13 protein-coding genes are annotated in these 13,901 nt (G+C 60.0%); 3 read left to right on the top strand and 10 right to left on the bottom strand.

Annotated elements, in window-relative coordinates; translation table 11 throughout:
- Positions 1 to 5 precede the first annotated feature (5 nt).
- Positions 6 to 440, bottom strand: a complete 435-nt coding sequence (locus FQ320_RS02210) for a tripartite tricarboxylate transporter TctB family protein (protein ID WP_148469632.1) — start codon at positions 438 to 440, stop codon at positions 6 to 8.
- Positions 437 to 1,420, bottom strand: coding sequence for a tripartite tricarboxylate transporter substrate binding protein (locus FQ320_RS02205; RefSeq protein ID WP_148469630.1), 984 nt, complete (start codon positions 1,418 to 1,420; stop codon positions 437 to 439). Before FQ320_RS02205 ends, FQ320_RS02210 begins: the two co-directional genes overlap by 4 nt.
- A gap of 416 nt (positions 1,421 to 1,836) precedes the next feature.
- Here FQ320_RS02205 and FQ320_RS02200 point away from each other — a divergent pair, with 416 nt between their 5' ends.
- Together FQ320_RS02200 and FQ320_RS02195 are read left to right on the top strand one after the other, a co-directional pair.
- The gene (locus FQ320_RS02200; RefSeq protein WP_148469628.1) at positions 1,837 to 2,796 is read left to right on the top strand and encodes a hydroxymethylglutaryl-CoA lyase; all 960 of its coding nucleotides are present in this window, start codon (positions 1,837 to 1,839) and stop codon (positions 2,794 to 2,796) included.
- The gene (locus FQ320_RS02195) at positions 2,793 to 4,001 is read left to right on the top strand and encodes a CaiB/BaiF CoA-transferase family protein (RefSeq protein ID WP_148469626.1); all 1,209 of its coding nucleotides are present in this window, start codon (positions 2,793 to 2,795) and stop codon (positions 3,999 to 4,001) included. Before FQ320_RS02200 ends, FQ320_RS02195 begins: the two co-directional genes overlap by 4 nt.
- Before the next feature lie 158 nt (positions 4,002 to 4,159).
- On the opposite strand, the gene FQ320_RS02190 is transcribed toward FQ320_RS02195, so the two are convergent.
- From FQ320_RS02190 to glpD, 7 genes are all read right to left on the bottom strand, one after another.
- Positions 4,160 to 5,881, bottom strand: a complete 1,722-nt coding sequence (locus FQ320_RS02190) for an ABC transporter substrate-binding protein (protein WP_148469624.1) — start codon at positions 5,879 to 5,881, stop codon at positions 4,160 to 4,162.
- A 72-nt stretch (positions 5,882 to 5,953) separates the two neighbouring features.
- Entirely contained in the window at positions 5,954 to 6,229 is a 276-nt protein-coding gene (locus FQ320_RS02185; RefSeq protein WP_148469622.1) for a DUF2160 domain-containing protein, read from the bottom strand.
- Between the two features lie 24 nt (positions 6,230 to 6,253).
- Positions 6,254 to 7,093 (bottom strand): carbohydrate ABC transporter permease, encoded by an 840-nt coding sequence (locus tag FQ320_RS02180; protein WP_255509357.1) that lies wholly within the window; start codon positions 7,091 to 7,093, stop codon positions 6,254 to 6,256.
- 45 nt (positions 7,094 to 7,138) lie between these two features.
- A complete protein-coding gene (locus FQ320_RS02175) occupies positions 7,139 to 8,011 on the bottom strand; it encodes a carbohydrate ABC transporter permease (RefSeq protein WP_148469618.1) in 873 nt (290 codons plus the stop codon).
- Positions 8,008 to 9,090 (bottom strand): ABC transporter ATP-binding protein, encoded by a 1,083-nt coding sequence (locus FQ320_RS02170; protein ID WP_148469617.1) that lies wholly within the window; start codon positions 9,088 to 9,090, stop codon positions 8,008 to 8,010. Before FQ320_RS02170 ends, FQ320_RS02175 begins: the two co-directional genes overlap by 4 nt.
- Position 9,091: 1 nt before the next feature.
- Positions 9,092 to 10,171, bottom strand: coding sequence for an ABC transporter ATP-binding protein (locus tag FQ320_RS02165; RefSeq protein ID WP_148469615.1), 1,080 nt, complete (start codon positions 10,169 to 10,171; stop codon positions 9,092 to 9,094).
- Positions 10,168 to 11,751: a glycerol-3-phosphate dehydrogenase gene (glpD, locus tag FQ320_RS02160; protein ID WP_148469614.1), complete on the bottom strand. Its 1,584-nt coding sequence runs from the start codon at positions 11,749 to 11,751 to the stop codon at positions 10,168 to 10,170. Before glpD ends, FQ320_RS02165 begins: the two co-directional genes overlap by 4 nt.
- A gap of 254 nt (positions 11,752 to 12,005) precedes the next feature.
- Here glpD and FQ320_RS02155 point away from each other — a divergent pair, with 254 nt between their 5' ends.
- Positions 12,006 to 12,788 (top strand): DeoR/GlpR family DNA-binding transcription regulator, encoded by a 783-nt coding sequence (locus FQ320_RS02155; RefSeq protein WP_148469613.1) that lies wholly within the window; start codon positions 12,006 to 12,008, stop codon positions 12,786 to 12,788.
- Positions 12,789 to 12,985: 197 nt separating this feature from the next.
- Here the strand turns inward: FQ320_RS02155 and FQ320_RS02145 are convergent, their stop codons facing one another.
- Positions 12,986 to 13,870, bottom strand: coding sequence for a LysR family transcriptional regulator (locus tag FQ320_RS02145; RefSeq protein ID WP_148469609.1), 885 nt, complete (start codon positions 13,868 to 13,870; stop codon positions 12,986 to 12,988).
- Positions 13,871 to 13,901 lie beyond the last annotated feature (31 nt).

Raw genomic sequence — 13,901 nt, 5'->3', positions numbered from 1 at the left:
AGGAACTACCCGCCAAATAGAGTGCCGAAAAAGTCGATGGGCAGACCGAGCAGCTGATCGAAAAGTACCCAGAGTGAAAGCGATCCGGCCACGCCGATCATCAGCGATTTGAGAACGGGGCCGTCAAGAACAACCGCGACCGCAGCGATCACCGCAGCAGTGGCCAGCGGAAAGCCGAGCGGTTCCAGCAACAGAGCGTAGCCAAGCAGCGCCGCCAGCGCCATTGCCTGCCGGAAAAGCCGCGGCAGCAAGGGCCAACTGGTCGTGCCACCCGGAAACACCACCAGCGACAGCGCAAGCGCCATGGCCGGGATGCCCACCATCACGGGAAAGACAGACGGCCCAAGAACGTCCCCGAATGAGGCCGTGTAATCCTGCGCCGTCCAGGCATAAAGCGCCGCGATCAGAAAGATCGCGGCGCTTGCAAGCCTTATGCTCATTCAATGATGCCGATATCGCGCGAGATGTCGGCCATGATTTTTTCCTGTTCGCGGACATAAGTCTCGAATTCGGCGCCGCCGATCCAGATTGGAACCAGACCGAAATCTACCGCGGCGGTCTGCCACTCTTCCGAGTCGTACAGTGTCTTCAGACGCTCGACCCATTTGTCATAGGCCTCGTCCGACACGTTTCCACCGGTGTAAAGACCGCGCCAGTTATAGCCCGTTACATCGACACCCTGGCTGATCGCTGTCGGGATATCGGGAAAGGCCGGGATTGGATCGGTCGACAACGCGGCAAGAATACGGATGTCGCCTGATTCCACGAAACCCGCGATTTCCCCCAGATCGGTCGATACAACGTCAAGCTGTCCGCCCATCATCTGCGTCACGGCATCGGTACCGCCGTCAAACTGGACCCAGCGCAACGAGCTCAGATCCTCAAGCCCTGCCGCACGTGCGACCAGCAACAGACGGATATGATCCCAGCCCCCGGCCCCGGACGAACCCGCCGTGACAACCGATGATGCGTCGGCGACGATCGCTTCGTTCAACTGTGCCAGCGTTTCATATTTGCTGTCCGCGGCAACCGCGATTACGCCAACGTCAGCCCCGAGCATCCCGAGATAGCGCATCGTTTCGATGCCCGAAGGATAGCGCCCCTGAGCGATCTGGGTGATCCCCACGGTGGATGTCGCGACGATCAGGTTCGGGTCGTCGGACCGTTTCGCCTCGACCGTGGCATAGGTCACGGCGCCCACGCCGCCTGCCATGTTGGTGATCTGAACGTTGCCGTCGACAAGATTCAATTCGGTCAGGATGCGTCCGATGGTGCGGCAAGTGAAATCCCAGCCGCCGCCGGGGCTTGATGGTGCGATACATTCATTGGCCTGCGCCGCTTGCGGTGCCGCCGACAGCGAAAACACCGTCGCCGCTGTCGCGATGGCCAATTTGGCCGAAATCATGGTTTTGCTTCCCATGGGTACGAACTCCTCCCGTTGCATAGATTCCGGACACAGAAGTACACATTTGCCGGAAACTCAAGCGTGCGAAAGTCTATCTCGAAATATGCCATCTTGAGATGTGATGGCTGGCGTGCGAAAAACGACGTCACTCAGCGCGATGGGCATGGGCGCATCACGCACGCCGCAGCCTGCGTTTCCCCTTATTTTCAAGTGTATACGAACAAACAACAGACAGGGGCCGAGGGGAAATAGAATATCAAGCCCCGGGCGGGTTGGCTTTCGATCGCATCCAGAAAGATTGCAAGGAATCTCCGGCGCGTGCCTTGCTAAGCTGCGGTTTCTGCGGGCATTCTGGTACAGAATCGCAGGTCGTGCCCCTTCCTGCGTCGATGATCCCGTCATTCAAACCGCCTGCAATCGAAAGGTTTTCCATGAAACATGCCAGCACCCCGCTTTCCGAAGGCAGCGCCGTCACCGTCTGCGAAGTCGGACCGCGCGATGGGTTTCAAAGCGAAAAGACTTTCATACCCACCGCCCGCAAAATCGAAATCGTAGACGCGATGTTCGCGGCCGGCGTGCGCAACGTGCAAGTCACGTCCTTTGTCAGCCCCCGCGCCGTGCCGCAGCTGTCCGATGCGACCGAGGTGATCGCGGGCATCCGACGGCCTGCGGGGTCGGTTGTTTCGGCACTGATCCCGAACCTGAAAGGCGCGGAACGTGCCGCGGCGGCAGGGGTCGATGCGGTGCATACGGTCGTGTCGGCCTCTGCCACGCACAACCTCAAGAATGTGAACCGCTCGGTTGATCAGTCCCTGATTGAATTTGAAGTCGTAACCGCTCTCATGCACCGCGAGGGAATCGCGGTCGAAGGCGGGATCGCTACGGCCTTTGGTTGCCCGTTCGAAGGTGTCGTCCCGCCCGAACGCGTGGCGCAGATTGCCAGACGGTATCAGGAGCTTGGCGCCAAGCGCGTCAGTCTGGGCGACACCACCGGCATGGCGACGCCCGCCAGCGTTCGCGCCGCCATACGGGCCATCCGTGCCGAAGCGCCGGAAGTCGAGATCTGTCTGCATTTCCACAATACGCGCGGTGTCGGGCTGGCCTGCGTGATGACCGGTCTGGCCGAGGGCGTCAGTTACTATGACGCCTCGATCGGGGGTCTGGGTGGTTGTCCCTTTGCAGCCGGCGCCACCGGCAATATCTGCACCGAGGATCTGGTTTATCTGTTGCAAGAAAGCGGTTTCGAGACCGGGATCGACCTTGAGGGGATCACAGACGTCGCGCGTATGACGCAAGACACGTTGGGCCGCGATCTTCCGGGGCAAATTCTGAAGGCCGGACCGCGTCTTAGAAAATTCGACCCGCAGATGACCGCGACGGCCCGGGGATGAATGACCTGTCGCAACTGCCCCTCTCCGGGGTTCGCGTGATCGATCTGACCCGTATCCTGTCGGGGCCGTTCTGTTCGATGATCCTTGGCGATCTGGGCGCGGACGTCATCAAGATCGAGGCCCCTACCGGCGGTGACAGCGTGCGGACTCAGGGTGAAATCATCGACGGCATGTCGTGGTATTTCGCCGGGTTCAACCGCAACAAGCGGTCACTGACGCTGGATCTGCGGTCGGAAAAGGGTAAGGAAGTTCTGCACCGTCTGCTGGCCAACGCCGACATCCTGACCGAGAACTTTCGCCCCGGCGTTCTGGTCAAGATGGGGCTGACCCCTGAAACATTGGCCAGAATAAACCCAAAGCTCATCGTGGTCAGCATCAACGGATATGGCTCGACCGGGCCCTATGCCGACCGCCCCGCATTCGATTTCATCGCGCAAGCCATGTCGGGGTTCATGTCGACGAACGGATCGACAGAGACCGGGCCGATACGCTCGGCTCCGCCGATTACCGATCTGGTTTGCGGCCTTTACGCTGCACTGGCTGCGGTGTCGGCCCTGCGCGGGCGCGAAGCAGGTGGACCGGCGCAACGGGTGGAAGCCTCGATGATGATGTCCATGCTGTCGATGATGGCCTATCTGTCGTCGGGCGCGTTGGCCACCGGGCAAGATCCGACACCGACCGGCAACGATCACCCGATTGCCTCACCCTATGGTCTGTTTCACGCGTCGGACGGCGACATTGCCGTCGCGCCGTCGACCGAGTCGATCTGTGGCAAATTCCTGGGCGAACTGGGGCTTGGCGATGTCATGGGCGACCCGCTTTTCGACACGAATGCCAAACGGCTGGATCGGCGGCAGGACCTCAACGCGATGATAAACGCGGCGCTGGCCGATGATACTCAGGCCAACTGGATCACACGTCTGAACCGTGCAGGCGTCCCCTGTGGACGGGTCCAGTCGATGACCGAGGCGCTGGCCGATCCGCAGGTCGCCGCTCAGGAAATGATCCTGGACGTCCCGCATCCTGGGCATGGGAACGTCAAGATGACAGGATTTCCAATGAAATTCGGCGCCTCGCCGCTACAGATCCGTCACCCGGCGCCTGATCTTGGGGCACACAACGAAGCGATCCTGCGCGAAGCGGGCTATTCCGACGCCGACATCGCAGGGTTACAGCGTGACGGCGTCACCTCGAACCCGAAATGAGCGGATCCTCGGAGATACACGCCCGTGTTCGCGGCGGGCCTATACCGGCCTGACGCCATCGCCGTTCCCGTCGCCCATGGGCGAGAAAGGGATACCTCGATAAACCGGGCACAAAAAAGCCGGGGCACAGCCTGTGTGCCCCGGCCGGTATCAACGACTTACTGGTTCCAGGATGAAACAAGCTCGTCATAGCCGATGGTTTCCGGCTTCGGATCTTCGTTTTCCAGCTTGGGCTTGGGCGCGCCTGGCTGGCCTTCCAGCCAATAGGAGGCCTCTTGCGGTTCGCCAAGCACGGGGCCGAGCTCACCTTGAACACCGGAGCGTTCGATACGGTCCATCACGCTCTCCATGTCGGCACACAATTGATCGAGTGCCGCCTGGGATGTCTTCGCACCGGACATGGCGTCGCCGATGTTCTGCCACCACAGCTGTGCCAGCTTGGGATAGTCGGGCACGTTGGTCCCCGTGGGCGACCAGCGGACGCGATCGGGCGAACGGTAGAATTCCACCAGACCGCCCAGCTTGTCCGCACGTTCGCTGAAGTGGTCAGAGCTGATCGTGGACTCGCGGATAAAGGTCAGTCCCACGTCGGATTTCTTCACATCGACGGTCATCGAGGTGACGAACTGCGCATAGAGCCATGCGGCCTGTGCGCGATCCACAGGAGTGGATTTCATCAGCGTCCAGCTGCCCACGTCCTGATAGCCGACTTTCATGCCCTCTTCCCAGTACGCGCCATGCGGGCTGGGGGCGAGACGCCACTTCGGCGTGCCGTCCTCGTTCATCACAGCCGCCGAGTCGACCAGCGGTGCGACAAAGGTGGTGTACATGAACATCTGCTGCGCAATATTGCCCTGCGCCGGGACCGGTCCGGCCTCGGAAAAGGTCATGCCGGCGGCGGCGGGCGGCGCATACTTCTGAAGCCAGTTGATGGCTTTGTCCACGGCATAGACAGCGGCGGGAGAGTTCGTTGCGCCGCCACGCGCCACGCAGGCACCGACGGGCTGCGAATTCTCGTTTACGCGGATGCCCCATTCATCGACCGGCAGGCCGTTGGGTTCACCCTTGTCGCCCATCCCGGCCATGGACATCCATGCGTCGGTGTAACGCCAACCCAGACTGGGGTCCTTCTTGCCGTAGTCCATGTTGCCATAGATCGCGTCTTCGACACCCATGCGCGACAGGTCGCGACCGGTGAAGAATTCGGCGATATCCTCGTAGGCGGACCAATTCACAGGCACGCCCAGATCGTAGCCGTACTTTTCCTTGAAATCGGCTTTGTTCTGCTCGTCGTTGAACCAATCATAGCGGAACCAGTAAAGGTTCGCGAACTGCTGGGTCGGCAGCTGGTAAAGTTTGCTATCGGGGGCGGTGGTAAAGTCCAGACCGATGAAATCTTCGAGGTTCAGCGTGGGCGAGGTAACGTCCTTGCCTTCGTTCGCCATCCAATCGGTCAGGTTGCGGACCTGCTGGTAGCGCCAGTGGGTGCCGATCAGGTCAGAGTCGTTGACATAGGCGTCATAGATATTCTCGCCCGACTGCATTTGGGTCTGCAGTTTTTCGACGACGTCGCCTTCACCGATCAGGTCGTGAGTGATGTTGATCCCGGTGATCGCTCGGAACGCGGGGGCCAGCACCTGGCTTTCGTATTCGTGGGTCGTGATAGTTTCCGATACGACGTTGATATCCATGCCGACAAACGGTTTGGCGGCGTCGACGAACCACTGCATCTCGGCTTCCTGATCCGCGCGGGACAGGGTCGAGACGTCACCGATCTCCTTATCCAGAAAATCCGTCGCGGCGGCCATATCAGCCCACGCGGGCTGGGACAGGGCAAGCGCCAGTCCCAGGGCAGTGGATGATTTCAAGAGAACGTTCATAATAGGTTTCCTCCCTTTACGGTTGAACGTAGACGATCCGGGCCGATGATCTGGTCCGGGTTTTGACGTGGTCTAGACCCAGCGGAACACCGCTGCGGCATAGACCAGACAGACGATCAGCGCGTAGGGCTGCGGGCCAAGACCCGCACCAAGCCACGCCAGATTGATAAAGGCGGACCCCAGCAGCGTGATGAACAGGCGGTCACCGCGCGTGGTTTCGATCCGCAGGACGCCCTTTCGGGGCGCCTCGGGAAATTTGATCGCGAGCACCGTGAAGGTGGTCAGCAAGGTGGCGATGATCACGAAGAACAAAGCGGTGGGCCAGGTCCATGCCATCCAGTCAAGCATTGTACGCTCCTTTCAACTGGCGCATCACACCCGCCCCAGGGCAAAGCCCTTGGCGATGTAGTTGCGCACAAAATAGATGACCAAGGCGCCTGGCACGATGGTCAGGACACCGGCGGCGGCAAGGACGCCCCAATCGACACCTGCGGCACCGACGGTGCGGGTCATGGTGGCGGCAATCGGCTTGGCGTTGACAGAGGTCAGGGTGCGCGACAGCAGCAGCTCGACCCAAGAGAACATGAAGCAGAAGAAAGCCGCGACGCCGATTCCAGACGCGATCAGAGGCGTGAAGATCTTGATGAAGAATGTCGGGAACGAGTAGCCGTCAATATAGGCCGTCTCGTCGATCTCCTTGGGCACGCCGCGCATGAAGCCTTCGAGGATCCAGACCGCCAGAGGGACGTTGAACAAACAATGCGCCAAGGCCACCGCGATGTGCGTATCGAAAAGCCCGATGCTGGAATAAAGCTGGAAGAACGGCAGCGCAAAAACGGCAGGCGGGGCCATGCGGTTCGTCAGCAACCAGAAAAACAGGTGCTTGTCGCCCATGAAGCTGTAGCGGCTGAACGCATAGGCGGCAGGCAGCGCAACCGCGAGGCTGATTGCCGTGTTCATCAGCACATAGATCAGCGAGTTGACGTAACCCATATACCAGCTTGGGTCCGTCAGGATCAGCGCGTAGTTCTCGAACGTCAGGTTGCGGGGCCACAGGCTGAAGGCACCAAGGATTTCGGAATTCGTCTTAAGGCTCATGTTGATCAGCCAATAGATCGGCAGCATCAGGAACAGCAGGTAAAGGCCCATCACCACCGCCCCGCCAGAGGGGCGAAAACGTTTCGGGGTGGTGCGCGGTTTTTCGATGGCCATCTCGTGCGTGTTGATGACGACTTCTGGAATTGCGCTATCGGTCATTTACTTGCCATCCCTTTTGTCGAGCGTGGTCATGACGGTGTAAAACACCCACGAAATCACCATGATCACGAGGAAATACATCAGACTGAAGGCCGCTGCGGGGCCAAGATCGAACTGCCCCAATGCCATCTTCACGAGGTCGATGGACAGGAAGGTCGTGGCGTTGCCCGGTCCCCCACCCGTCAGCACGAACGGTTCGGTGTAGATCATGAAGCTGTCCATGAACCGCAACAGGATCGCGATCATCAGAACACCGGCCATCTTTGGCAACTCGATATACCGGAACACGGCCCAGCGGCTGGCCTGATCAATCTTGGCCGCCTGATAATAGGCGTCGGGGATCGACCGCAGACCAGCATAGGCCAGAAGCGCGACCAGCGACGTCCAGTGCCAGACGTCCATGGCGATCACGGTGACCCATGCGTCAAACGTGTCCTGCGTATAGTTGTAGTCGAAACCCAGCGCGTCCATCGTATAGCCCAGCAGGCCGATATCGACGCGGCCGAAAATCTGCCAGATCGTGCCAACCACGTTCCACGGGATCAACAAAGGCAGGGACATCACAACAAGGCAGAAGGACGACCAGAAGCCCTTCTTCGGCATGTTCAGAGCGACAAAGATGCCCAGTGGCACCTCGATCGCCAGAATGATCGCCGAGAACATCAGCTGTCGTCCCAGTGCGTTCCACATGCGGTCGGAATGCAGCATGTCCTCGAACCAGGTGAGACCAGCCCAGAAGAACTGATTGTTCCCGAAGGTGTCCTGCACGGAATAGTTCACGACGGTCATCAAGGGGATCACGGCAGAAAACGCCACGAGGATCAGAACGGGCAGGACCAGAAACCATGCCTTTTGATTGACGGTCTTGTTCATGCGTCTGTCCCCCGTGGTGTCACGCGCCAGTCGTCGGCGTAGACGTTGACGCTCCCCGGGGCGAAGGTGATCCGGTTAGTGTCGGCCGGGATCTCCTCGCCTTCGGTGGCGACGGCGTTTATTTCGCGGCCTGCGACGTCAAGGCGCACGATTTTGTGGCGGCCCACATCCTCGACCCGGCGCACCGTGGCAGGAATGCCCTCGCCGCCAGCGGACAGGCGGATGAATTCGGGGCGCACGCCAAGCTGCGTCTTGCCGTGGGCGGTATAGGCGCCGTCCAACTGCACGGTCGCGTCACCCACGCGGGCGGTGTTTCCGTCGATCTGCGCGTCGAACAGGTTCATCCCGGGTGAGCCAATAAAGTAGCCAACGAAAGTATGGGCGGGGCGTTCGAACAATTCCTGCGGAGAGCCGATCTGAACGACGCGACCGTCGAACATGACGACGACCTTATCGGCAAAAGTCAGTGCCTCGGTCTGATCGTGGGTCACATAGATCATTGTGTGTCCGAAATCCTGGTGCAGCTTTTTCAACTGCGTGCGCAATTCCCACTTCATATGCGGGTCAATCACGGTCAGCGGTTCGTCAAACAGCAAGGCGTTCACGTCCTCTCGGACCATGCCTCGGCCCAAAGAGATCTTTTGCTTGGCGTCGGCGGTAAGGCCGCGCGCCTTGTGATCCAGCTGCGCTTCCATGTCGATCATCGCGGCAACTTTCTGCACCCGACGCGCGATCTCGGAAGCCTCCATACCGCGGTTTTTCAGCGGAAAGGCAAGGTTTTGACGCACGGACATCGTGTCATAGACGACGGGAAACTGGAACACCTGCGCGATATTGCGGTCGGCAGTGGGGGCAGTCGTCACGTCCTTTCCATCGAACAGCACGCGGCCTTGGCTGGGGATCAGCAGGCCCGAGATGATGTTCAAAAGCGTGGACTTGCCGCAGCCGGAAGACCCGAGCAGGGCGTAGGCCTCGCCGTCCACCCAGTCATGGTTCAACTCCTTCAGCGCAAAGTCGTCCTCTGACTTGGGGTTGGGCAGATAGGAATGCGCGAGGTTCTCGAGTGTGATCTTGGCCATGCTACGCAGCCTCCGCATAGGGTGCAGAGGCGACGAGGTCGCCACTTTCCGCAAAGAGATAGATGCGCGTCGGGTCAAGGTAGACCGTCAGGGACTGACCGGGATCCAGGTCGCGGACGCCGTGGATCAGGCCGACCCAGCGGGAGTCGTCACGGGTCAGGTGGACATAGGTTTCCGACCCGGTAATTTCCATAACGCTGAGTATCGTGTCAAAGGCGACCATTCCGTCGCCCGGTTTCAACGACAGATGATTGGGGCGAAAGCCCAGCATATAAGTGCCATCGGCGATGTTCTGGCCAACGGAAGGCATCGAGTCTCCCTGACCGAAGTGCATCCGATCACCGCGCTTTTCGACCTTCAGAAAATTCATCGGCGGGTCAGAAAAGACGCGGGCCGTCGTCGCATCGGTGGGATTGCGATAGACCTGTGCGGTCGGTCCGAACTGGGTTACGCGGCCTTCCCACAGGGTGGCGCAGTTGCCGCCCAACAGCAGGGCTTCCTCGGGTTCCGTCGTGGCGTAGACGAAGATCGAGCCCGATTCAGCAAAGATGCGGGGGATTTCGGCGCGGAGTTCCTCGCGCAGCTTATAGTCGAGGTTCGCCAGCGGTTCGTCCAGCAGCACAAGGCCTGCGTTCTTGACCAGCGCACGGGCCAGAGCGCAGCGCTGTTGTTGACCACCGGACAATTCAAGCGGCTTGCGGTTCAGCATCGGGGTCAGTTGCATCAGGGCGGCGGTGTCGCGGACGCGGCGGTCGATCTCTTTTTTATCGAGCCCTATCAGCTTCATCGGGGAGGCAATGTTGTCGTAGACGGTCATCCCCGGGTAATTGATGAATTGCTGGTAGACCATCGCGATCTTGCGATCCTGCACGCGCTGCCCTGTGACGTCCTCGCCGTTCCAGCGAATGCGGCCCTTCGTCGGCGCATCAAGGCCCGCCATGATACGCATCAGCGTCGTCTTGCCAGAAGACGTCGGCCCGAGAAGCACGTTCATCGTGCCCTTTTCCAGCGTCAAGGTTGTCGGATGGATATAGGTCTGCGCACCAACCACATAGCTCACGTCATCCAGTTCGAGTGTCATGCGATATCCTTTAGCTGCGGGCGGCGAGCGGTCATGTAAGCGTCAAGGGTAACTGCGTCGGTATCACGCAGGCCTAGCTTACTCCGACGCCAAAGGATATCCTCGGCGGTGCGGGCGAATTCATGGTCCATCAGCCAATCGACCTCTGCCGCGGTCAGGGTCGCGCCGAAATCCTGCCCCAGATCGGCGGCGGTTCTCGCCTCGCCCATGATCAGCTTTGCATCCGTACCGTAGGCGCGGATCAGGCGGCGCGCCCATCGGCCGTCAAGAAACGCATGATCGCGCCGCAGATCACCGATCAGCTTGTCCACATCGCCCACCGGAAAATCTCCGCCGGGTATCGCGACGCCGGCGGTCCACGGGCCCTGAGCCACGTTCAGACGCTGGCCGATCTTGTCCAGGGCATTTTCCGCCAGTCGGCGGTACGTCGTGATCTTGCCGCCGAAGACGTTCAAGGCCGGCGCACCCGCACTGTCGTCCAGTTTCAGCGTATAGTCGCGGGTCGCGGCAGTAATGGAACTCGCACCCTCGTCATAAAGCGGGCGGACGCCGGAATAGGTCCATACGACGTCGTCGCTGCTGATCGGGTCCTTAAGATAGGCGTTCACGAATTTGATCATATAGGCCTGTTCCTCGGGCGTGCAGATCGGTTTGGACGTCAGATCCTCGTGCTCCTGATCGGTGGTCCCAATCAGAGTGAAATCAGTCTCGTATGGAATCGCGAACATGATGCGACCGTCGGTGCCTTGGAAAAAGTAGCATTTATCGTGATCGAACAGGCGTTTGGTGACGATATGGCTACCGCGCACAAGGCGCACGTCATCCTGACTGTTGGACCCGATCTGCTGGCGCATGATCTGACCGACCCAAGGACCACCGGCGTTCACGACCATGCGGGCGCGGACGGTGCTTTGGGACCCTGTCGTGGCCTCCTGCAGGGTGACGGTCCAGACGCCGTTATTGACCTTGGCGGACACCACCTTGGTCCGGGTCAATACGGTCGCCCCGCGCTGTGCTGCGTCGCGGGCGTTCAGCGCGACAAGGCGCGCATCTTCGACCCAGCAGTCGCTGTATTCATAAGCCTTGGTGAAAGCGTCATTCAGCGGCGCACCCTCGGGTGCATTCGTCAGGTTCAGCGTCTTTGTCCCCGGCAGGATCTTGCGACCGCCAAGGGTGTCATACATCAGCAGGCCCAGCCGGATCAGCCACGCCGGACGGCGACCGCGCATCCATGGCATCACCACCGACATCAGTCTGGACGTCGGTGTGTCGCCTTCAAACCGCATTTCCTTGTGGTATGGCAGCACGAACCGCATCGGCCAACTGATATGCGGCATGGCGCGGAGCAGGGTCTCGCGTTCGATCAGCGCCTCGCGGACCAGGCGAAACTCGAAATATTCCAAATAGCGCAGGCCACCATGGAACAGCTTGGTCGACGCAGAGGAGGTTGCGGACGCAAGATCGGACATCTCGACCAACGTCACCGACAGGCCACGTCCGGCCGCGTCGCGTGCGATGCCGCAGCCATTGATGCCGCCACCAATGACCAAAAGGTCACGGATGTCCGTGTCGTCGCTCACTCTGGATCCTCCCAAATCTTCTCCGGCACAATATTGCCAGTTTGCTCCGAAAAGAAAGCGAATACTTTCGGTTATTTTCGTTTTGTAGGATTTTATCCGATATCACCAGATTTTAGACCATAATTTGCTTGCGGTGGCTCAATCCACACGCAAATATAGGACAATCGCGTATCAACGAACATGCACGGATCAGCATAGGTCGCCTTTTCAGGTCGCGTGGTTTTTGTCAGACCTTCACTTACGGACGCCGCCCCATGTCGCAAACCATCCGATTCCCCGAAATTCTCGACATCGCGCGGCGCGATGGCAAAGTGACCGTCGAACATCTGGCAGAGCATCTGGGCGTCACCTTGCAGACCATTCGACGCGACCTGAGCGAGCTGGCTGAAGTGGGCAAGCTGGAGCGGGTGCATGGCGGCGCAGTCCTGCCATCGGGTACGGTGAACATCGCCTACGAGGAACGGCGGCGATTGAACGCCGAGGGCAAGATGGCGATGGCCAAGGCCTGCGCTGCGCTGATCCCCGAGGATTGCGCGATCTTTCTGAACATCGGGACCAGCACCGAGGCCGTCGCGACAGAGCTACTGCATCATCGCAACCTGCTGGTCGTGACCAACAACATGAACGTCGCCAATATCCTGACGCGCAATCCGGATTGCGAAGTGATCGTGACAGGCGGGGCCTTGCGCCAATCGGACGGCGGCCTGACCGGCGACATCACAACAGCCGCGATCCGACAGTTCAAGTTCGACATCGGCGTCATCGGCTGCTCCGCGATCGACGCGGACGGCGATATCCTCGATTTCGATTTACGTGAGGTCGGGGTCAGCCAGACGATCCTGCGCCAGTCCCGCAATACCATGCTGATAGCAGACCACACGAAGTTCAAGCGCACGGCCCCGGCCCGGATCGGGTCGCTGGCGGAAATAGACACGTTCTTCACCGATGCGCCTGTCTCGCAAACCCTGGAAAAAAACTGCTCTCTATGGCGGACCAAAATCCAGTTGAGTGGCGCTTTGCACTCAGCACCTCCTTGACGTCTGCCTTGATGCCCGCCTCGGTGTCGGAAATCATCAGCATTGCTCCCCGCAGGCGCCGGGTCAGCTTGCGTTGGAATTTCGTCCGGATCTGCTCAGCCTCTTGGCTGCCGATCACAAATCCCGGCATCTCGCGGCGACCACCCCAGTTTCCACAGATCACGGGGTTCAGTCACGATCCTCAAGGTGCCTCAACATTAGCCGTCCTCGTCGTGAGAACGGCCATGATGGCCGAGCGCAGCGATCATCGCGCCCAAGACCTCTTCACGGCGCGCGGTTGCACGCTGTACGACCCCGAGCCTTCGGTGGATCGGTGGCGCGCCGAAGGGAAACCAATCTAGCGAAGCCGCTATCATATCTTGGCACGAGATTTTCGGGATCACCGCAAAGCCAAGCCCGGCCCGCACGCAACCCACCAGCGCAGCCATTGTATTTACTGACCCCGCCTGCCTTGGCGGGGTGCCAATCCGTGCCATTTCAGTATCAATCTGGCGCGCCAGCGGCACCTCGGTGCGATAGCGGATATAGGGCACGTTACGGATCAAGTCGTCGACCGACAGCGCAGGGTCGCCTGGCGGGACCAATACGATCAGCGGTTCTTGCACCACCGGCGTCCAACGCAAACTGGGTGGCACGGCCACATGGTCGGCAACCAGCGCCGCGTCCAGACGACCCGAGACCACTTCGTTCATCAATTCTTCGGACATGCCGACGCGCAGGCGGAATTTCAGGTCTGGATAGGTCGCGCGCAGGGTAGCAAGCGCCTTGGGCATCAACGAATTCGCCCCCGTGCGCAGTGATCCAAAGGCGATCGTCCCGCGCATCCGTCCCTCGGCGACGGACGCCTTGGTTTCGCTCACAATGTGCAGGATCGAACGGGCAGAGCGCACCATCTCGGCGCCCTTGGCTGTCAGTGCTGGCGGGCGGCGAGAGCGATCGAAAAGCTGTGTGCCCAACTCGGCCTCCAGAGCCGAGATCTGTTGACTTACGGCCGAAGCGGTGAGGTTGACGACTTTTGCCGCTGCCGCAAAGCCTCCGTGCCGGGCAATGGCAAGTAGGGTCTCAAGTTGGCGTGTATCCATCCGATAACGTAAGAATGCTTTAACAAGATAG

This window comes from Oceaniovalibus sp. ACAM 378 (assembly GCF_008085915.1).
GTDB lineage: Bacteria > Pseudomonadota > Alphaproteobacteria > Rhodobacterales > Rhodobacteraceae > Oceaniglobus.
This window is presented reverse-complemented; position numbering and strand designations above follow the sequence as displayed.

Excerpts from the sequence above, each read along its gene's own strand:
- FQ320_RS02195 (WP_148469626.1), top strand. The coding sequence starts at position 2,793 with ATGAATGACCTGTCGCAACTGCCCCTCTCCGGGGTTCGCGTGATCGAT.
- FQ320_RS02155 (WP_148469613.1), top strand. The coding sequence starts at position 12,006 with ATGTCGCAAACCATCCGATTCCCCGAAATTCTCGACATCGCGCGGCGC.
- FQ320_RS02185 (WP_148469622.1), bottom strand. The coding sequence starts at position 6,229 with ATGCTTGACTGGATGGCATGGACCTGGCCCACCGCTTTGTTCTTCGTG.
- FQ320_RS02170 (WP_148469617.1), bottom strand. The coding sequence starts at position 9,090 with ATGGCCAAGATCACACTCGAGAACCTCGCGCATTCCTATCTGCCCAAC.
- FQ320_RS02175 (WP_148469618.1), bottom strand. The coding sequence starts at position 8,011 with ATGAACAAGACCGTCAATCAAAAGGCATGGTTTCTGGTCCTGCCCGTT.
- FQ320_RS02180 (WP_255509357.1), bottom strand. The coding sequence starts at position 7,093 with ATGGCCATCGAAAAACCGCGCACCACCCCGAAACGTTTTCGCCCCTCT.
- FQ320_RS02145 (WP_148469609.1), bottom strand. The coding sequence starts at position 13,870 with ATGGATACACGCCAACTTGAGACCCTACTTGCCATTGCCCGGCACGGA.
- FQ320_RS02165 (WP_148469615.1), bottom strand. The coding sequence starts at position 10,171 with ATGACACTCGAACTGGATGACGTGAGCTATGTGGTTGGTGCGCAGACC.
- FQ320_RS02205 (WP_148469630.1), bottom strand. The coding sequence starts at position 1,420 with ATGGGAAGCAAAACCATGATTTCGGCCAAATTGGCCATCGCGACAGCG.
- FQ320_RS02200 (WP_148469628.1), top strand. The coding sequence starts at position 1,837 with ATGAAACATGCCAGCACCCCGCTTTCCGAAGGCAGCGCCGTCACCGTC.
- FQ320_RS02190 (WP_148469624.1), bottom strand. The coding sequence starts at position 5,881 with ATGAACGTTCTCTTGAAATCATCCACTGCCCTGGGACTGGCGCTTGCC.
- FQ320_RS02210 (WP_148469632.1), bottom strand. The coding sequence starts at position 440 with ATGAGCATAAGGCTTGCAAGCGCCGCGATCTTTCTGATCGCGGCGCTT.